This is a genomic window from Halomonas meridiana (assembly GCF_009846525.1).
In the GTDB taxonomy this organism is placed as follows: domain Bacteria; phylum Pseudomonadota; class Gammaproteobacteria; order Pseudomonadales; family Halomonadaceae; genus Vreelandella.
The window spans coordinates 3,143,265-3,162,098 of sequence record NZ_CP024621.1 but is presented as its reverse complement, the minus strand read 5'-3'; the positions used below and the strand labels follow the sequence as shown (position 1 = coordinate 3,162,098).

Here is an 18,834-nt window from a genome sequence, read left to right as displayed (position 1 = left end):
GGCTCAAGATGAAACAAGGTATCCACCCGAATTACAACACGGTCACCGCCAACTGTTCTTGCGGTGCAAGCTTCCAGGTCGGTTCTACTTCTGGTCAGGACTTCTCTCTGGACGTGTGCTCCAACTGCCACCCGTTCTACACCGGTAAGCAGAAGCAAGCGACCACTGGTGGCCGCGTAGAGCGCTTCAACAAGCGTTTCGGCGCTGCTATCAAGCGCGGCTAATCCTAACGGATTCAGCCTATCGCAGGCACGTCTCGTGCTCTGTGCAAAAGCCCACGCCACGGCGTGGGCTTTTTGTCCCTAAAAGGCTACGCTTTTGGTTAGCCTCGTCGGCCGCTCTCTCCCGCTGCCAATAGCGGACGCATCGATCTCTCCTCGCTGACCAAGCAATCTCTCTTTGTTTCTTGTTAGCTTTTCCACAGGGCGATTGCGCCCAGTGGGTGTGGATAACTCTCTTGTTGTTCTATTGGAATTTATTTCCAAAAATACTGCACTGCATCAATAAGGAAACCTTTATAGCTGATAGCGTGAAGCATAAGTTGCAGTAAATAACGTAGAAAAGTTTCGAAATGGAGGGGAAAGTGGCTAAAACGGTCGTTTCGTAGGTAAGTTTACTACGTGCTTGAGGCGCCTAGGGTTTTTCTATATTCTGATACGACTTTTCTACTTTAGGCTGATGAGACCTTGACCATGACGGATGCAAACAAGCAGGCAGCTTTGGATTATCACGCTAAACCGATCCCCGGTAAGCTTTCCGTGGAGTTGACCAAGCCCACTGCTACCGCTCGGGACTTGGCACTGGCGTATAGCCCAGGCGTTGCCGAGCCGGTTCGCGAAATCGCTCGCGAAGCGGAAAATGCGTACCGTTATACCGGCAAAGGTAATCTGGTCGCGGTTATTTCGGACGGCAGTGCGATTCTGGGCTTGGGCAATCTTGGCCCGCTGGCCAGCAAGCCGGTCATGGAAGGCAAAGGCGTGCTGTTCAAGTGTTTTGCGGGCATTAACTCCGTTGATATCGAAGTAGACGCCGAAAGCCCGCAAGCGTTTATTGACACCGTTGCCCGCATTGCCGATACCTGGGGTGGTATTAACCTGGAAGATATCAAAGCGCCTGAGTGCTTTGAGATCGAAAAGGCGCTAGTTGAACGCTGCAACATCCCAGTATTCCACGATGACCAGCACGGCACGGCAATTGTGACCGCTGCGGGCATGCTCAACGCGCTGGATATCGCGGGCAAGCGGATTGAAGACGTGAAAATCGTCTGCATGGGCGCAGGCGCGGCGGCGATTGCCTGCATGCGTCTGCTGATCTCCTGCGGTGCCAAGAAAGAGAACCTGGTCATGCTGGATCGTCGCGGCGTGATTCACACTGACCGTGACGGTATCAACGAGTACAAGGCGGAGTTTGCCCGCGATACCGACATGCGCACGTTGGACGATGCCATCGACGGGGCAGACGTGTTTATCGGCCTTTCTGGCCCGGGCCTGCTCTCTGCGGAGCAGGTGAAGAAAATGGCCGCTGACCCGGTGATTTTCGCCTGCACCAACCCCGACCCGGAAATTCACCCGGACGTAGCCCGCGAAGCGCGCCCAGATGTGATCATGGCTACTGGCCGTTCGGACTTCCCGAACCAGGTGAACAACGTGCTGGGCTTCCCGTTCATCTTCCGCGGCGCGCTGGATGTACGCGCCACGCGCATTAACGAAGCTATGAAGTTGGCCGCCGTTCACGCGCTGAAAGACCTGGCCCGCGAGCCGGTGCCTCAGGAAGTGCTGAACGCCTACGAGCGTACCGAGATGAGCTTTGGGCGTGATTACATCATTCCCACCCCGGTGGATATCCGCCTGCTGGCGCGTGTGTCATCAGCAGTGGCCCAAGCGGCGGTCGACTCTGGCGTGGCCCGCAAGCCGTATCCGGCTCACTACCCGCTGAAAACCATTAATGACGTGTATGGTGGGTAATTAACAAGGCCACTTAGGTCAGGACAGCCCGTAACGGGGGTCTTTCGCCATGGCCGAAAAATGCTCCCTGCAATTTCGGCATTTCCACCATCCATGGCGGTCAGATGGCGAAAGTAGCGCCCAAGGACGGGTTTACAGCGCCCCCGTCTAGGGTTGTGCTGACCGGTATTTTACAACGCCCGCTTACTGCGGGCGTTGCTGTTTTTAGGGGTGTTCAAAGCAGAGGTTCAAGACTGCGGATAGCGTACCAATCCCTCCTGCGCCGTCGAGGCCACCAAACGCCCATCGCGGCGATAGATGTGACCCCTCGCCAAGCCCCGTGCGCCGCCGGTCCAGGGGGAGTCGATGGCGTAGAGCAGCCACTCGTCTAGCCGCGTATCTTCGTGCAGCCAAATGGCATGGTCGAGACTGGCGATGCGCAGTTTCGGGTCGGTGTACTTGATGCCGTGAGGAATCAGGCCGGTGGTCAGCAGGTTGAAATCCGATGCATACGAGAGCAGGTGACGATGCAGCGCCGGGTCGTCCGGTAGCGGCCCACCAGCAAAGCGGAACCACAGACACTGCCCCGCCGGTGACGCGCTGTCCGGGTTATCCTTCAAGTGCAAAAACTCGATAGGGTGGCCGGGGAAGCGCGCGTGTTTGGCATCGCCGCTCTCTATAAGCGCTTCCGGCGTGGGCACTTGTGGCATGGCCCGCTGATGATTGATGCTCTCTTCAGCACTTTGGAAAGAGGCGCTGCAGAAGAAAATCGGTCGCCCTTTCTGAATAGCGGTCACCCGCCGGGTGGTAAAACTGCCGCCATCGCGGATGGTATCGACCTGATACACCACCGGGCGGTGCGGGTCGCCTGGGCGCAAAAAATAACCGTGCTGGGAGTGCGGGCGGCGCTCATCCGGCACCGTGCGCGCCGCTGCGGCCAGCGCTTGGCCCAATACTTGGCCGCCATACAGTTGAGGAAAGCCCAAATCTTGGCTCTGGCCGCGAAAGAGCGTCTCTTCAAGGGTTTCAAGCTCTAACAAGCTGACCAGTGACTTCAGCGCATCGTTCATTCTCTGTATCCTTGGTGCTATCCGTTTTCCTGCCGATGATTGAAAGCGCACCCAGTGCGGCCATCACGCTATTAAAACGATCGTTTTGCTACCTTAGCGGAGTTTGCCTTGATACGCAGCGATGAATTTTACATGCACCGCGCCATGGACCAAGCGCACCTAGCGTTTGCCGCCGGGGAAGTGCCGGTGGGCGCGGTGGTGGTGGATGCCCAGGGGGAGATCATCGGCGCTGGCCACAATGCACCGCTGGCAAGCTGCGACCCCAGCGGCCACGCCGAGGTGCGCGCGCTACGCGAGGCGGGGCAGCGGCTGGGCAACTACCGTTTAGAGGGCTGCACGCTGTTTGTGACGCTAGAGCCCTGCATGATGTGCGCAGGCACCATGGTGCATGCGCGCATTGCCCGTTTGGTATACGGCGCGCCCGAGCCACGCACTGGCATGGTGGAGTCAAAGGCCAATCTGCTTGCCCAGCCCTGGTTCAACCATCAGATCGCAGTGACGGGCGGCGTGCTGGCGACGCCCGCCAAGCGGTTGCTCAAGCAGTTCTTTGCCGAGAAGCGCTAGCCAGATTACGGCTCGATAGGGGGCACGATATCGAATAGCAGCAGCGGCTCTTCGCTGGTGGGCGCCTGCTCTAGCTGAAAGAATTGCTGTCGGCTGCGCTCCACGTACTCGATCATCTCGTAGTAGCGCCGGATGTTGCGCACGTAGATGACCGGCTCGCCGCCACGGGCATAGCCATGGCGGGTTTGGCTATGCCACTCACGCTCCTGTAAGAGCGGGAGCGCTGCGCGAACGTCCTGCCAGCGATCCGGATCGCCGCCACGCATCTCGGCAATCTTACGGGCATCGTAAAGGTGGCCAAGACCGACATTGTAAGCCGCCATGGCCATGTAGAGTCGGTCATCCCCGGTAATGCTGTCTGGAAGTCGGTCTTTAATGCTGCGCAGGTAGCGCGCGCCGCCATCGATACTCTGTGCGGCGTCGGTGCGGTCGGCCACGCCCATTTCGCTGGCGGTGGGGTTGGTCAGCATCATCAGGCCGCGAACCCCGGTGGGGGAGACGGCGGTCGGGTCCCAGTGCGACTCTTGATACCCGACGGCGGCCAGTAGCTTCCAATCAAAGCCGGTATCGCGGGCCGCTTGCTTGAATAGCTCGGTGTAGTTGGGCAGGCGCTCATCGAGATGGGCGAGGAACGTGCGGGTGCCCACGTACTCCAGATAGTCGTCATGGCCGAAGTAGCGGCTCACCAGCTGTTGCAGGGTGCCGTTCTCTTGTAGCTCCTGGAGAAATTGATTGGCGGCTTCTAATAATCCAAGCCCGCGGCCGCTAGGCACGGCCCATGCCAGAGAGAGCGGCTCGCCTAGAAAAAAACCGCGTTCGACGTTTGGGAAAAACAGCCGGTTCAAACGAAACTGGTGATCAAAAATGATCGCCGCATCCAAAATACCGTTTTCTACTCGCGCCAATAGTTCGGCCACTTCAAGCTCGTGAGACTCTTTCCAGCTAAGGTTGGGGTAGTCACGTTGAAGGGCGCGCAGCGCTTGGCTGGTGCCCGCCTCGCTCAGCGTGCCCAGCTCCAGGCCCACGAGATCTGCCGGTTCATCGATGCCGTTGAGCCCGCGGCGATACACCACCAGCGGCTGCATCTGAATGATGGAGCGGGTGTAGTGAATGCCCGGTGAGTCTGCCAGTAGGGGGAGGGCGGCAGCGCCTAAGTCGCCCTGCTCGCGCACGGCGGGAAGCACGCTCTCCGGGTGGTGGCTCGCGTTCAGGTTGAGGCTGACCCCTAGATAGTCCGCAAAGCGGTGCATCAGCTCATACTCGAAGCCGGTCGGCCCTTGGCGGCCTTCGTAATAGGTGGTGGGGGTGTTGCGAGTATGAATCGTGATGAACTCTTTCGCTTGAATTTGCGCAAGGTGTTCACCGCTCGTCATGGACGCACTGCGCGGCACTAAAATCAGAAGAAGTGTCGCGATCATCGCGAAATACGCCCGGTAATGAGCGATAAAATGTTGGGCAATCGATGTCGGCATGAGGGCTGGTCAACATGGAACAGTCTGCCACGATACCCAGCCTGCCAGGCGCTGTCACCTTGTTGATTTCGTGTGGACGCCGCTTTCCAGTATCATAGTGGGATTGCCGCGTAGCGGCCCGGTGATTTCCTGCTCGAACTCTCCCTGCTTTAGAGGCTCTCAGATATGCTCGAACTGCGAGGCGCACCCGCCCTTTCCGCCTTCCGTCATGAACGGCTGTTAATGGTGTTGCGTGACCGTGTTCCGGAGGTGGAGGCGCTGTCTGCCCATTACGTCCACTTCATCGACCACCACGAAGAGCTCGATCAGGCCGCCCAGGCGCGGTTGGCGCAACTGCTGGCGTACGGCAGCCACGAACACCAGGAAACCCCCGATAACGCGCAGCGCTTTCTGGTCGTGCCGCGTCTGGGCACCCAGTCACCGTGGTCCTCTAAAGCAACCGACATTGCCCACAACTGCGGGCTCAGCCAGATTAGTCGCATCGAGCGGGGTATCGATTACCGCGTAGGCCTACGTGGCGCCCCCAGCGCTGAGCAGCTAGAAACGATCAGCGCGCTGCTGCATGACCGCATGACCGAAAACGTACTGGACGACGTAGCCGAGGCGAGCAAGCTATTCGCCCACCACTCGCCTGCCCCCTTGGCAGCGTCGACATTCTGGAAGGCGGCCGCGACGCGCTGATGACGGCGAACCGTGAGCTGGGCCTTGCGCTGGCGGATGATGAAGTCGACTACCTCGTCGAGGCCTTTATCGAGCTAGGCCGCAACCCCAGCGATGTGGAGCTGATGATGTTCGCCCAGGCGAACTCTGAGCACTGTCGCCACAAAATCTTCAATGCAGATTGGGTCATCGACGGCGAGGCCCAGAGCCACTCGCTGTTTAAGATGATCAAGAACACCTTCGCCACGTCACCGGATAACGTGCTCTCTGCGTACAGCGATAACGCGGCGGTGATCAAAGGCAGCCACGGCGGACGCTTCTTCCCCACGCCGCTCACCGGTGCCGAGGGCGAGCGCGCCCGCTACGATGCCCACCAAGAGCCGATCCACATTCTGATGAAGGTGGAGACCCACAACCACCCCACGGCCATTGCGCCATTTCCCGGTGCGGCCACCGGCTCCGGCGGTGAGATTCGAGACGAAGGCGCGACCGGCATCGGCGGTAAGCCAAAAGCAGGCTTGTCCGGTTTTACCGTTTCTAACCTGCGCATTCCTGAATTCGTTCAGCCCTGGGAGGCCTTCGACTACGGCAAGCCCGAGCGCATGCAGTCCGCGCTCAATATCATGCTGGACGGCCCGATTGGCGGTGCCGCGTTCAACAACGAGTTTGGCCGCCCCAACCTGACCGGCTACTTCCGCACCTATGAGCAGGATGCGCTCAGCGAAGGCGGCATCGAGCGTCGCGGCTACCACAAGCCGATCATGATTGCCGGCGGTTACGGCAACATTCGCGCTCAGCACGTGCAAAAAGGCGAGATCCCGGTTGGCGGTAAGCTGATCGTCATGGGTGGCCCGGCGATGCTGATCGGCCTGGGCGGCGGTGCGGCGTCCAGTATGGCGTCCGGTGAGTCCAGCGCGGATTTGGATTTCGCCTCTGTGCAGCGGGAAAACCCGGAAATCGAGCGTCGTGCCCAAGAAGTCATCGACCGCTGCTGGGCGCTGGGCGACAACAACCCGATTCGCTTTATCCACGATGTCGGTGCGGGCGGGCTGTCTAACGCCTTGCCGGAGCTGGTTAAAGACGGCAACCGTGGCGGTCTGTTTGACCTGCGCGCGGTGCCCAACGCCGAGCCGGGCATGAGCCCGCTGGAAATCTGGTGTAACGAAGCCCAGGAGCGCTACGTACTGGCAGTGGCCCCTGAAGACTTGGATACCTTCGACGCGCTGTGCAAGCGCGAGCGCTGCCCCTACGCGGTAGTGGGCGAAGCCCAGGCGGAGCACCACCTGGAAGTGCGCGACGGCCATTTCGAAACCAAGCCCGTCGATCTGCCCATGAGCGTGCTGTTTGGCAAACCGCCCAAGATGACCCGTTCGTTTGAGCGCCAAACCCCTGAACTCTCGGGCGTCATGCTGGATAACCTGGACCTGCGCGAAGCGATGGACCGGGTGCTGCGCCTGCCCACGGTGGCCTCGAAAAGCTTCCTGATCACCATCGGCGACCGTTCCATCACCGGCCAAGTCGCCCGTGATCAGATGGTAGGCCCCTGGCAAGTGCCGGTGGCCGACGTCGCGGTGACCACCGCGAGCTTCGACACCCACGCCGGTGAAGCCATGGCCATGGGCGAGCGCCCGCCGGTGGCGCTGATTAATCCTGCGGCCAGCGCGCGCTTAGCGGTGGCAGAAGCCATTACCAATCTCGCGGCTGCGCCGATTGCCAAGCTGTCGGATATCAAGCTCTCCGCCAACTGGATGAGCGCTGCTGATCACCCCGGTGAAAACCAGGCGCTGTATGACGCCGTTCATGCCGTGGGCATGGAGCTATGCCCGGCACTCGGCATCGCCGTGCCGGTGGGCAAGGACTCCATGTCCATGCGCACCGCGTGGAAAGAGGGCGATGACGCCGAAGAGAAGAGCATTACCTCGCCGCTGTCGCTGGTGGTGACCGGCTTTGCACCGGTGACCGACGCGCTGGCGACGCTGACGCCGCAGATCAACCTGGAGCAGGATGAGTCTGATCTGATCTTGATCGACCTGGGGAACGGCCAGAACCGTCTTGGCGGCTCGGCGCTGGCGCAGGTGTATGGCCAGGTGGGCGACGCGTGCCCGGATGTGGACGACCCGGAAGATCTGAAAGCGTTTTTCGAAGTGATCCAAGGTCTGAACCGCGACGGCAAGCTGCTGGCTTATCACGACCGCAGCGACGGCGGCCTGCTGGTCACCCTACTGGAAATGGCGTTTGCAGGGCACGCTGGGCTTGAGATCAAGCTCGACTGGCTGATCGATGAGCCGGTAGAAGCCTTCAACGCGCTGTTCTCCGAAGAGCTGGGCGCGGTGATTCAGGTCAATCGCCAGCACACCGAAGAGGTGCTGACCCAGTTCGCCATGGCGGGTATCGAAACCTGTGGCGTGATTGCCCGCCCGCGTTACGACGACCAAGTGCGTGTCACGCTGTTCGAAGAGCCGCTGCTGGAGACCACCCGCCAGCTAACCCAGCGCACCTGGGCCGAAACCAGCTACCGCATGCAGGCGCTGCGGGATAACCCGGAATGTGCGAAGAACGAGTTCGACAACCTGCTCGACGTTCGCGACCCGGGCCTCAGCGCCGCGCCGACCTTCGATATTAACGACGATATCAGCGCGCCGTATCTCAACACCGCCAAGCCCGCGGTGGCCGTGCTGCGTGAACAGGGCGTCAATGGTCAGGTAGAGATGGCCTGGGCCTTTCACAAAGCGGGTTTCGATGCGGTGGATGTGCATATGAGCGACATCCTCGAAGGCCGTGTCTCCCTGGAGGAGTTCAAAGGCTTGGTGGCCTGTGGCGGTTTCTCCTACGGCGACGTGTTGGGTGCAGGCGGCGGCTGGGCGAAGTCTGTGCTATTCAACGAGCGCGCCCGTGAGCAGTTTGAAGCCTTCTTCAACCGCGACGACAGCTTCTCGTTGGGCGTGTGTAACGGCTGCCAGATGCTCTCGCAGCTCAAAACGCTGATTCCCGGTGCGGAAAACTGGCCGGCTTTCGTGCGCAATGAGTCCGAACAGTTCGAAGCCCGGGTGTCGATGGTGCGGGTAGAGAAGAGCCCTTCGATTCTGCTGGCGGGCATGGAAGGCTCCAAGCTGCCTATCGCCGTTGCTCACGGGGAGGGTCGCGCCGAGTTCCGCGATACGGCGCACCTGCGCAGCATGCAGTCGAGCAGCCAAATTGCCCTGCGCTATATCGATAACTACGGCCAAGTCACTACGCGCTACCCGGCCAACCCCAACGGCTCGCCGTCGGGCATTACCGGCCTGACCACGCCGGATGGCCGCGTGACGATCATGATGCCGCACCCTGAGCGGGTGACCCGCGCGGTCACTAACTCTTGGCGTCCGGCGGAGTGGACCGAAGATGGTGCGTGGCTGCGCCTGTTCCGCAATGCGCGGGTATGGCTGGGCTAACATCATGTGACCAACCCGAAAGGTGATGGATGACACATCCTGAAAAGGCGGCCTCCGGGCCGCCTTTCTTGGCTAACACGGCAGCGCCTTCGCTGCGTCCCTACCAAACCGAGGCGGTGAAGCGGGTAGTCAGCCACTTTCGCGCCACCAGCGCCCCCGCCGTGGTGGTGCTGCCGACGGGCAGCGGCAAGTCGCTGGTGATCGCTGAACTGGCGAGACTCGCCCGTGGGCGGGTGCTGGTGTTGGCCCACGTGCGCGAGCTGGTGGAGCAGAACCACGCCAAGTACCAAGCGTACGGCTTGGAGGCGGATATCTTCAGCGCTGGGTTAAAGCGCAAAGAGGCCAGTCGCCAAGTGGTGTTTGGCTCGGTGCAGTCGGTGGTGCGCAACCTGGAGCAATTCAACGACGCCAGCTTTACTCTGCTGGTAATCGACGAGTGCCATCGGGTATCGCTGGAGGAGGACTCCAGCTATCGGCAGGTGATCGAGCACCTGCGGAGCCAGAACCCGCAGCTAAAAATCCTCGGCCTAACCGCCACCCCGTTTCGTTTGGGGCAGGGCTTTATCTACCACCGCCACCACCACGGCATGGTGCGCGGTTCAGAGGAGAGCTTTTTTGCCGACTGTGTGTTTGAGCAGCCGCTGCGTCTGATGGTCAAGCAGGGCTTTTTGGCTGCGCCCAAACGGCTGGATATGGCCATCGAGGGGTACGACTTCTCGGCGCTTGCGCCCTCGTCCAGCGGGCTGTTTCGGGAGGAGGAGCTTAACCGCGTGGTAGCAGGCAACCGCGCCACGCCGGGCATCATTGCCCAGGTGGTGGAGTACGCCGCTGACCACCAGGGGGTGATGATTTTCGCCGCCACAGTGGCTCACGCCGAAGAGATCATGGGCTACTTGCCCGCCGAGCAGGCCGCGCTGATTACCGGTGCGACCGCCTCGGCCGAGCGCACCGAGCTGATCGATGCGTTTAAAGCGCGCCAGTTAAAGTATTTGGTCAACGTGGCGGTGTTGACCACCGGCTTCGATGCCCCCCACGTCGATCTGATCGCGATTCTGCGGCCCACCGAGTCGGTCAGCCTGTATCAGCAGATCGTTGGTCGCGGGCTGCGCCTCTCGCCGGGTAAAGAGGAGTGTTTGATTCTCGACTATGCGGGCAACCCGTGGGATCTCTACGCTCCGGAAGTAGGCGAACCCAAGCCGGATAGCGATAGCGAACCGGTGCAGGTGCCCTGCCCGGACTGCGGTCACGCGAACCTGTTTTGGGGCAAGCGCGACGGCGAGCTGGTGATCGAACACTTCGGCCGCCGCTGCCAGGGGCTGATTGAGGATGACGCAGGGCGCCGCCGCCAGTGCGAGTTTCGCTTTCGCTTCAAAGTATGCGACGAGTGCGGCGCTGAGAACGATATTGCCGCCCGCCGCTGTCATGGCTGTGAGAAGCTGCTGGTGGACGCTGACGACAAGCTCAAGGATGCGCTGAAGCTAAAAGATGCCAAGGTGCTGCGCGTCAGCGGCATGCAGTTAGAGGCGACTACCAATGGCCGTGGTCTGCCGCGCCTAAAAGCCACCTACCACGATGAAGATGGCGACAGCCTGAGCGAATGGTTTGCTTTAGAAACCCCGGCCCAGCGCCGCGCGTTTTATGCCGTATTTTTGCGTACCCATCTGCGTGCGCCAGGCGGTCAATGGCAACCGACGACGCCTGATGAGGTTGTCAACGAGCAGCGTCGATTGCGCCACCCGGATTTTGTGGTGGGGCGAAAGGTAGGCCGACACTTTCAAATCCGCGATAAGCTGTTCGATTATCAAGGGCGCTATCGGAAAGCCGCCGATGCTGGCTAGATGCCGCGCTGACAGCGCGCTGTTACACTGCTGTTTTCCCACTCATCAACGAAGGATTCGACCCGCGTGAGCGAGACGCCAAGCGCAGCGCCAGACCAAGACCAAGACCAAGACCAAGACGTGGCGGAATCTACTGCCGAGCCGGTGGTGGAGGCGCTTGGGCGTCTGTTTGATGAGCCCATCACGCAGCTGCCGGAAGATCTCTATATTCCACCCGAGGCGCTGCGGGTCTTTCTGGAAGCCTTCGAAGGGCCGTTGGATCTGCTGCTCTATTTAATTCGTCGCCAGAACCTGGATATCCTGACCATCAACGTGGCCACCATCACCCACCAGTACATTGAGTACGTGGAGCTGATGAAAGCCATGGAGATCGAGCTGGCGGGCGAGTACCTGCTGATGGCTGCCATGCTGGCGGAGATTAAATCCCGGACGCTGTTGCCGCGCCCGCCGAAAGCGGAGGGGGAGGAGGAAGAGGATCCCCGCGCCGAGCTGATTCGACGTCTGCAGGAGTACGAGCGCCTAAAAGAGGCCGCCGAGGCGCTGGATACGCTGCCCCGCGTCGGTCGGGACTGGTTCAGCGTACAGGCGGGCTTACCGCCGTTGGAGACGCGGGTGATCCATCCCGATGTAGAGCTTGATGAGCTGCTGGGAGCGCTGTCCGATATTCTCAAGCGCGCCGAGCTGGCCCAGGCCCACCAGATCAGCCGGGAAGTGCTCTCCACCCGCGAGCGAATGCTGAAGATCATGGAGCAGCTCAGCCAGGATGGCGAGAGCGGCCGTTATACGCCCTTTGAAGCGCTGTTTACCCTTGAAGAGGGGCGTGCCGGGGTGGTGGTAACCTTTATGGCTATTTTAGAGCTGGCCAAAGAGGCCATGATCGAGATCGTTCAAAACGCACCGCTGTCGCCCATTCACGTGCGCGCCCGCCAAGCGGCGCTGGCCGATGGGGAAGAGGGCGCTTTCGAGCGTTTGGGAGAGGAGCAGGGCGATGCCGCCTCGGCATTTGAAGAGCCTGCGTTTGAACCTGACGAGGAGTCGCGGTGAGAGACACCACGTTAGACGATATTATTGAAGCGGCGCTGCTAGCGGCGGGGGAGCCGCTGCCGGTCGAGCGCCTGGAAACGCTCTTTTTAGAAGAGGAGTGCCCTACCCGCAAAGCGCTGAGGGAGGCGTTGTCGCGGCTGGCGCTGCGTCATGAACATGGCGCGCTCGAACTGGTCGAGACCGCCTCGGGCTTTCAGCTACGCATTCGCCCGCGTTTGGCCCACTGGGTCTCGCGGCTGTGGGACGAACGGCCACAGCGCTACTCTCGAGCACTTTTGGAAACGCTGGCGCTCATTGCCTACCGTCAACCGGTGACTCGGGGTGATATCGAAGATGTGCGCGGCGTGAGCGTTAGCAGTTCGATCATTCGAACACTGATGGAACGCGGCTGGATACGCGTGGTGGGGCATCGTGACGTGCCGGGCCGCCCTGCGGTGTATGCCACCACGCGCAGTTTTCTGGATGACTTCGGCCTGAAAACCCTGGATGCGCTGCCGCCTATGCATACCCTGGTCAACGGCGATGATAGCGAAGAGCTTTCCCTTGAGGAGACATCATCCGAACAAAACCCGCCGCCAGCACTGGACGAAACGGTGCAAAGCGTGCAGGATGCGCCACCCCAGCAAGATGAGAATACGTCGGCAGAGAGTGCCGATCACCACGCCGAGACGGCGTTAACCCAGCCGCTCAGTTTTGCCGATTTAGAGGCACGGCTAGCGGCACGTGCGAAGCGTCAACATGAGGACGCTGGCACACAGACCAACGATGTGAGGTCAGACGACCATGAGTCAGAGTAATAACACCACGCCGCCCACCAGCGAAAAGCTGCAGAAAGTCCTCGCCCGTGCGGGCCTTGGCTCCCGCCGTGAAATGGAAACCGCCATTGCCGATGGCCGGGTGAAGGTGAATAGCCAGGTCGCTAAACTGGGCGATCGGGTGGAAGCGCGGGATAAGGTCAGCTTTGATGACCGCCCGGTGACGCTGCGACCGGAAGAGGAAGTGCCGCGCCGGGTCATTATGTACAACAAGCCGGAAGGCGAGCTGTGCACCCGCAAAGATCCGGAAGGCCGTCGCACGGTCTTTGAGCGCCTACCGCGCCTGAAAGGCGAGCGCTGGATTGCGATTGGCCGCTTGGACATCAACACCAGCGGTTTGCTGCTGTTCACCACCGACGGTGAACTGGCCAACCGCTTGATGCACCCCTCGACTCAAGTAGAGCGTGAGTACGCGGTGCGGGTCATGGGCGACGTCAAGCGTGAGCATATCGTCGCTATGGTCGACGGTGTGATGCTGGAAGATGGCCCGGCGCGCTTCACCGACGTGCAGGAGTTTGGTGGCGAAGGCATCAATACCTGGTTCCACGTGGTGATTCTGGAGGGCCGCAACCGTGAGGTTCGCCGCCTGTGGGAATCCCAGGGGCTTACCGTTAGCCGCCTGAAGCGCGTTCGCTACGGCAACATCTTCCTCGACAAGCGCGCGAAAGCCGGTGAGTGGGTCGAACTCTCTCAGGATGAGGTGGATGACTTGGCGACGCTGGCCAATCTTGAAACCCGGAAAGTGCCTGAGCTGACGCCAGACGAGAAGAACCGCTGGAGCCGTGACAAGCACAAGCGCCGTCCGGTGCAGGCGATGCGTAAGCCGAAACCCAAGCGCGGCTAAGCAAGTGACCTCTGCGGTGTAGGCGTTGTCGACGCCGCAGAGGACGGAATATAGACGAAAGATAAAAGGGTATACGGATTTAATGGTTGATGGGGCACCTTCACCCCATCAATCTGATACCACCCTCAGATGGTTGATAGGTCGACTCCGTAGTTGAGTTCCTCTGCGAAGTCCGGCAGTCCGTAACCGATGGTTTTCTTGTAGAAAGGAGAGACCTTCGCAGTCGGTGCCTTCTTCTTGTGCTTCGTGGTGTAGAGCATTCGTGCCCGCATCACCTCGAAGGAGTAACCGCGCCCTTCACGGTTCTTGTCCTTGGCAAGTCGGTTGATGGACTCCGTGTAAGCGTTGGTGACGGGCATGTCCGTCTCGAAGTAGGTCATGGTCTCTTCGCGCCAGTTTCCCACTGCCCTGACCAGATCGCTCCAGACTTCCTTTTGGCCCTTCGGGATGGTGGCTATCCACTCGTCCAGGGCGGCTTCTGCCTGGAGCCGTGTGGTGGCGTCCCAGATGCCGTAGAAGCGCTCCTTGTGCTCGTAGGCGGCCAGCAGTTGCGGGAACGCGCCTGTCCAGGTCTCCATGATGAGGCGCTCCCGGTCTGAGACTTCGTGAGCGCGTTTCAGCAGGATTTTCCGGTCTCCCTTGAGAGTCCGGCTCTGGGACGGTTTCAGCTCCTTTCTGAGGCCCTTGCGCACTCTCTCTAGGGCATCGTTGGCCATGCGCACCACATGGAACTTATCGACCACGATACGGGCCTGGGGCAGCACAGCCTTGACCGCTGCCCGGTAGGGGTTCCACATGTCCATGCTGACGATCTCGACCTTCTGCCGGTCTTTCAGCTTCATCAGGTAGTTGGTCACCACGTCCTGGCGGCGGGTGGCCAGCAGGTCGAGCAGGGTTCGCTCCTCAATGTTGGTCAGAATGCAGCGGTAGCGCTTGTTCAGGTATAGCTCGTCAATGCCCAGGATGCGGGGCGTCTCGAAGCGGTGCCAGCGCCCCAGGAACTCGGCGCGGGCGTTGAAGATGTCGCGCACCGTCTTCTCGTCCAGGCCGGTCTGTGCCGCCACAAAGGTGTAGGGGTGGTTGAAGGATTCCTTCTCCACGTACTCATGCAGCCGCAGTGTCATACGGAATCCGTCCACCATCTCCGGTAGCTGGGGCCTGAATGTTGTCTTGCAGGCCCGGCAGGTGTATCGGCGGCGGACCACCCAGAGAGTGACCCGCTTGCCGTGGATGGGCAGATCACGATAGGGAACGTCACGCTTGCCGAACCGTACGAACTCACCCTGCACGCCGCATTCCTCGCAGGCGATGGGATCGGGCACGTCCACCTGGAAGTGCATTTCGTCGTCGGTTGATTTGCAGCCCAGTACTTGGTATTGCGGCAGGTGAAGGATGTTGTCGGGAAGTTCGGTCATGGTGTTGTATAGGCGTAGGTGTCAGTCAGATCCATCCGGCTCGGCATTGGTGTTTGCTTTTTTACCCAACAAGCTGCTGGAAACGAAAAGTAAGGCACCGAGGACAATTGCAATATCAGCCAGGTTGAAGGCCGGCCAATGCCAGTCTCGCCAATAGAAATCAAAGGAATCCACAACATAGCCGCGAAAGACCCGGTCAATCAGGTTGCCCATGGCGCCACCGAGGATAAGACTGTAAGCGATGGCTTCTCCTTTATGACGATTTTCAAGGATCAGCTTGATCAGAAAAATCGAGACCACTACCGCGATTCCGATAAAAAAGTAGCGCTGCCAGCCTCCACCATTCGCAAAAAGACTGAATGCGGCACCGGTGTTCCATAGGTGCACCCAGTTAAAGAACGGGGTCACCGAAACATACTCGCCATAGGCCATTGATTGCTGCACCAGCCACTTTACAGCCTGATCAGACGCTGCCAGCAGGCCCGATATGGACAATAGGGCATACGGCGAGAGCTTTTTGCCAATAATGAGCATTATTTAACCCTTCAACGCCAAAATGCGTCTGGCACCGTTAAGTACAATGCCCCCCGCGATGGTGCCGATAATCAGATCCGGATAATTGGAACCGGTCCACGCGACCAGGGCGCCGGCGGTGATGACCCCCAGGTTGATCACCACGTCGTTGGCCGAGAATATCCAGCTTGCCTTCATGTGCGCCCCGCCTTCCCGATGTTTGGATATGAGCAGCAGACAACTGGTATTGGCAATCAATGCGACGAATGCGATAGCCATCATCACCAGCGATTCAGGCTCACTACCGAATACAAAGCGTCTCACCACCTCTACGAGCACGCCCACAGCCAAGATCAGTTGCAGTACACCAGCAAGATGCGCGGCACGTACCTGCATTTTCACGCTATGTCCAACCGCATAAAGGGCAAGCCCGTACACCGCCGCATCGGCAAAATTGTCCAGGGATTCTCCAATCAGGCCGGTGGACTGGGCGATCAGACCGGCAGTCATTTCCACCACGAACAGAAGTGCATTGATGCCGAGCAACCAGCGCAGGGTCCCGGATTCTTGCTTAGCAGAAGCTGCCGAAAACTCGGCGGCCTTGATGGTCTCCGGATTTGCAGCGACGGTTTCCTGAAGCGAGGCGCCTAGCCCCAAGGTCTTCAGTTTCGAGGTGACGGGCTCGACCTCGCCGTCATGCACGACCTTCAGCCGGCGGTTCGACAAGTCGAAGGACAGCGCCCGAATCTCCTCAAAGCCGTTCAGGGCTAGGCGAATCATTCGTTCTTCTGATGGACAGTCCATCTTCGGCACGGCATAAACACTGACCCATCTCCCTGGCGCCTCGGAGGAGGCCTGTATATCGGTATCCGCTGCGGACGTTGCATCACCGCCACAGGCGCCACCACAGGATTTGCTCATGATACGACTCCACTTGAACAATGTTGTGGTACCATTTAAAACTATAAAGCTACTATAAGGTCAATAGAGTAAAGAATCCGTTGGGGAGGAGGCTGATGCGCATTGGTCAGTTGGCGCAGTTGGTAGGGGTCGAAACACAGACGATCCGCTTCTATGAACAGCAGGGCTTGTTGCCGCCGCCTGATCGGCAGGACAACGGTTACCGTGTCTATACCGAGAAGCATGGTGAGGGGCTGGCCTTCATCCGTCGCTGCAGAATCCTGGGCCTGTCACTGGCTGAGATTCACGAACTACAGAGCTATCAGGACGACCCTCATCAGCCTTGTACCGCCGTCAACGCCTTGCTCGATGATCACATCTCTCATGTGCGGTCGCAGATAACCGCTCTGCAAGCGCTTGAGAAACAACTCGTTTCACTGAGAGCGAGTTGCAACGATGACCGGGAAGTTGAGGCGTGTGGGGTTCTTGCTGGAATTAGCGAAGGAAACATGCACCAGCAGTAGGTGAAGCATCAACCAGATAATCCGATGAGATGCCGGTCTGTCTCACTCTCATGCAAAGGTAAGATCAACCATTTAATCCGCTTACCCAGATAAAAAAGGGCTTGCTATTCACAAGCCGTATCCGTACTATATGCATCCGTTCGGACGGGTCGTTAGCTCAGTTGGTAGAGCAGTTGACTTTTAATCAATTGGTCGTAGGTTCGAATCCTACACGACCCACCATCCGAACCAAACAATGCATCAAGCCGTTATCTTCTTAATGCCTTGTTTTGATGCCAGCCATTGCGGGATTCGTGAATGTTGGCGCCATCCGTAGTGACGCAGCAAAATTTGGGTCGTTAGCTCAGTTGGTAGAGCAGTTGACTTTTAATCAATTGGTCGTAGGTTCGAATCCTACACGACCCACCAAATTTCGACGCCCTTGGTAGCTTGCTGCCAGGGGCGTTTTGCTATGGGCGTTTTGACGCGCCGCAGCGTGACTTTGCGCTTGCAGCGAACAATCATTGTCCACCACAATGCCATGACAACGACGTGATGGCATCGTGAAACAGGATGAATGAACGTCTAATCGATTGATCGTATAGCTGCCGAGCTGTCACGGCAGCCCTGGCTCCCAAGAGTCAGATTGGTGACGCGCCACCGCGAAAGACGCAGCGGCCGTTGCCCCGAGTGCGGCGCATGCGGAGCGCATACGCCGTGACTGGTGTTTAACAGGGGGATTCCCTGTTCGTCACAGTGGTAGACACGATGACTATGATGACTTCTCAAGTGGAGTTAGACGCTCCGCTGCCAAGCCCGTACTGCCCTACCCGCATCCCGGCGGAAGACGAAGCGCGAGTGGCTGAGATCAAGCAGCTGCTCAAGGCGAACAACGCCGTTTTGGTAGCGCATTACTACACCGACGATGCCATTCAGCAGCTAGCCGAAGAGACTGGCGGCTGTGTGGCTGACTCCCTGGAAATGGCCCGCTTTGGCGCTCGCCATGAGGCCACTACGCTGGTGGTTGCTGGCGTGCGTTTCATGGGCGAAACGGCCAAGATCCTCTCCCCCGAAAAGCGCGTGTTGATGCCAACGCTCGAAGCGACCTGCTCCTTGGATGTCGGTTGCCCTATCGATGAGTTCAGCGCGTTCTGCGATGCCCATCCTGATCGTACAGTGGTGGTGTATGCCAATACCTCGGCGGCGGTGAAGGCGCGTGCCGATTGGGTCGTGACCTCTTCGATCGCCGTGGAGGTCATCGAGCATCTGCAGGCGAAGGGCGAAAAAATCCTCTGGGCGCCGGACAAACACCTGGGTGGCTATATCCAGAAGAAAACCGGGGCCGATATGCTGATGTGGGACGGTGCCTGCATCGTGCACGAGGAGTTCAAGGCGAAAGGCATTCAAGACTTGAAGCGTCTATATCCGGATGCCGCCGTGCTTGTTCACCCGGAGTCGCCGGAAGCCGTCGTGACGCTGGCCGATGTGGCGGGCTCCACCTCGCAACTCATCAAAGCGGCGAAAACGCTACCCAACGACAAGCTGATCGTGGCGACTGATCGTGGGATCTTTTTCAAGATGCAGCAAGCGGTGCCTGAGAAAACGCTCTTTGAAGCGCCCACCGCCGGTAACGGTGCGACGTGCCGTAGCTGTGCCCACTGCCCGTGGATGGCGATGAACGCGCTGGATAATTTGGCAGGCGCGCTGCGTGAAGGCAGCGGCGAAATTTTCGTCGACGACGCGCTGCGTCAGCAGGCGCTCAAACCCCTCGAACGCATGCTGAACTTTAACGCTTAGACATCAGCACAACGTCTCTGATGTT

General features: G+C 59.4%; 14 protein-coding genes, 2 tRNA genes and 1 pseudogene. 12 read left to right on the top strand and 5 right to left on the bottom strand.

Features of this window, described 5'->3' with window-relative positions; genetic code table 11:
* The first annotated feature begins 8 nt into the window (after window positions 1-8).
* Window positions 9-224 carry a 50S ribosomal protein L31 gene (gene rpmE / locus CTT34_RS15055; RefSeq protein WP_044630499.1) on the top strand — a complete coding sequence of 72 codons (216 nt, stop codon included), beginning with the start codon at window positions 9-11 and terminating at the stop codon, window positions 222-224.
* A 468-nt stretch (window positions 225-692) separates the two neighbouring features.
* Window positions 693-1,964: a malic enzyme-like NAD(P)-binding protein gene (locus CTT34_RS15050; protein WP_159343157.1), complete on the top strand. Its 1,272-nt coding sequence runs from the start codon at window positions 693-695 to the stop codon at window positions 1,962-1,964.
* Window positions 1,965-2,191: 227 nt separating this feature from the next.
* Here the strand turns inward: CTT34_RS15050 and CTT34_RS15045 are convergent, their stop codons facing one another.
* Window positions 2,192-3,013 carry an acyl-CoA thioesterase gene (locus tag CTT34_RS15045; protein ID WP_159343156.1) on the bottom strand — a complete coding sequence of 274 codons (822 nt, stop codon included), beginning with the start codon at window positions 3,011-3,013 and terminating at the stop codon, window positions 2,192-2,194.
* 111 nt (window positions 3,014-3,124) lie between these two features.
* On the opposite strand from CTT34_RS15045, the gene tadA reads away from it, so the two are divergent.
* Window positions 3,125-3,577, top strand: a complete 453-nt coding sequence (gene tadA, locus CTT34_RS15040; RefSeq protein WP_217353011.1) for a tRNA adenosine(34) deaminase TadA — start codon at window positions 3,125-3,127, stop codon at window positions 3,575-3,577.
* Window positions 3,578-3,582: 5 nt separating this feature from the next.
* Here the strand turns inward: tadA and mltF are convergent, their stop codons facing one another.
* Window positions 3,583-5,049, bottom strand: a complete 1,467-nt coding sequence (gene mltF / locus CTT34_RS15035) for a membrane-bound lytic murein transglycosylase MltF (RefSeq protein ID WP_159343154.1) — start codon at window positions 5,047-5,049, stop codon at window positions 3,583-3,585.
* A 165-nt stretch (window positions 5,050-5,214) separates the two neighbouring features.
* Between mltF and purL the strand changes: the two are divergent.
* From purL to rluB, 5 genes and pseudogenes are all read left to right on the top strand, one after another.
* Window positions 5,215-9,140, top strand: a pseudogene (gene purL, locus CTT34_RS15030) (phosphoribosylformylglycinamidine synthase).
* Between the two features lie 29 nt (window positions 9,141-9,169).
* The gene (gene radD / locus CTT34_RS15025; RefSeq protein ID WP_159343153.1) at window positions 9,170-10,978 is read left to right on the top strand and encodes a DNA repair helicase RadD; all 1,809 of its coding nucleotides are present in this window, start codon (window positions 9,170-9,172) and stop codon (window positions 10,976-10,978) included.
* 66 nt (window positions 10,979-11,044) lie between these two features.
* Complete coding sequence (locus CTT34_RS15020; RefSeq protein WP_390620235.1) at window positions 11,045-12,022, top strand: segregation and condensation protein A; 978 nt, start codon at window positions 11,045-11,047, stop codon at window positions 12,020-12,022.
* On the top strand, window positions 12,019-12,819 hold the full coding sequence (scpB, locus tag CTT34_RS15015) for an SMC-Scp complex subunit ScpB (RefSeq protein ID WP_159343152.1): 801 nt from the start codon (window positions 12,019-12,021) through the stop codon (window positions 12,817-12,819). Before CTT34_RS15020 ends, scpB begins: the two co-directional genes overlap by 4 nt.
* Window positions 12,806-13,681 carry a 23S rRNA pseudouridine(2605) synthase RluB gene (gene rluB / locus CTT34_RS15010; protein ID WP_159343151.1) on the top strand — a complete coding sequence of 292 codons (876 nt, stop codon included), beginning with the start codon at window positions 12,806-12,808 and terminating at the stop codon, window positions 13,679-13,681. Before scpB ends, rluB begins: the two co-directional genes overlap by 14 nt.
* A 125-nt stretch (window positions 13,682-13,806) precedes the next feature.
* Here the strand turns inward: rluB and CTT34_RS15005 are convergent, their stop codons facing one another.
* The 3 genes from CTT34_RS15005 to CTT34_RS14995 are packed head-to-tail and all read right to left on the bottom strand — an operon-like array spanning window position 13,807 to window position 16,530.
* Window positions 13,807-15,096, bottom strand: coding sequence for an ISL3-like element ISPpu12 family transposase (locus tag CTT34_RS15005; RefSeq protein WP_004574636.1), 1,290 nt, complete (start codon window positions 15,094-15,096; stop codon window positions 13,807-13,809).
* A gap of 21 nt (window positions 15,097-15,117) precedes the next feature.
* Complete coding sequence (gene lspA, locus CTT34_RS15000) at window positions 15,118-15,630, bottom strand: signal peptidase II (RefSeq protein WP_004863699.1); 513 nt, start codon at window positions 15,628-15,630, stop codon at window positions 15,118-15,120.
* A gap of 3 nt (window positions 15,631-15,633) precedes the next feature.
* Window positions 15,634-16,530: a cation efflux transmembrane domain-containing protein gene (locus tag CTT34_RS14995; RefSeq protein ID WP_004574643.1), complete on the bottom strand. Its 897-nt coding sequence runs from the start codon at window positions 16,528-16,530 to the stop codon at window positions 15,634-15,636.
* A gap of 95 nt (window positions 16,531-16,625) precedes the next feature.
* Here CTT34_RS14995 and cadR point away from each other — a divergent pair, with 95 nt between their 5' ends.
* From cadR to nadA, 4 genes are all read left to right on the top strand, one after another.
* Window positions 16,626-17,033, top strand: a complete 408-nt coding sequence (gene cadR, locus CTT34_RS14990) for a Cd(II)/Pb(II)-responsive transcriptional regulator (protein WP_004364961.1) — start codon at window positions 16,626-16,628, stop codon at window positions 17,031-17,033.
* A 146-nt stretch (window positions 17,034-17,179) separates the two neighbouring features.
* Window positions 17,180-17,255, top strand: a tRNA-Lys gene (locus tag CTT34_RS14985).
* Window positions 17,256-17,365: 110 nt separating this feature from the next.
* A tRNA-Lys gene (locus tag CTT34_RS14980) sits at window positions 17,366-17,441 on the top strand.
* A 339-nt stretch (window positions 17,442-17,780) separates the two neighbouring features.
* Window positions 17,781-18,809 (top strand): quinolinate synthase NadA, encoded by a 1,029-nt coding sequence (nadA, locus tag CTT34_RS14975; protein ID WP_159343150.1) that lies wholly within the window; start codon window positions 17,781-17,783, stop codon window positions 18,807-18,809.
* Window positions 18,810-18,834: the final 25 nt, after the last annotated feature.

Excerpts from the sequence above, each read along its gene's own strand:
- rpmE (WP_044630499.1), top strand. The coding sequence starts at position 9 with ATGAAACAAGGTATCCACCCGAATTACAACACGGTCACCGCCAACTGT.
- CTT34_RS15050 (WP_159343157.1), top strand. The coding sequence starts at position 693 with ATGACGGATGCAAACAAGCAGGCAGCTTTGGATTATCACGCTAAACCG.
- CTT34_RS15045 (WP_159343156.1), bottom strand. The coding sequence starts at position 3,013 with ATGAACGATGCGCTGAAGTCACTGGTCAGCTTGTTAGAGCTTGAAACC.
- mltF (WP_159343154.1), bottom strand. The coding sequence starts at position 5,049 with ATGCCGACATCGATTGCCCAACATTTTATCGCTCATTACCGGGCGTAT.
- radD (WP_159343153.1), top strand. The coding sequence starts at position 9,170 with ATGACACATCCTGAAAAGGCGGCCTCCGGGCCGCCTTTCTTGGCTAAC.
- rluB (WP_159343151.1), top strand. The coding sequence starts at position 12,806 with ATGAGTCAGAGTAATAACACCACGCCGCCCACCAGCGAAAAGCTGCAG.
- CTT34_RS15005 (WP_004574636.1), bottom strand. The coding sequence starts at position 15,096 with ATGACCGAACTTCCCGACAACATCCTTCACCTGCCGCAATACCAAGTA.
- lspA (WP_004863699.1), bottom strand. The coding sequence starts at position 15,630 with ATGCTCATTATTGGCAAAAAGCTCTCGCCGTATGCCCTATTGTCCATA.
- CTT34_RS14995 (WP_004574643.1), bottom strand. The coding sequence starts at position 16,530 with ATGAGCAAATCCTGTGGTGGCGCCTGTGGCGGTGATGCAACGTCCGCA.
- cadR (WP_004364961.1), top strand. The coding sequence starts at position 16,626 with ATGCGCATTGGTCAGTTGGCGCAGTTGGTAGGGGTCGAAACACAGACG.
- nadA (WP_159343150.1), top strand. The coding sequence starts at position 17,781 with ATGACTATGATGACTTCTCAAGTGGAGTTAGACGCTCCGCTGCCAAGC.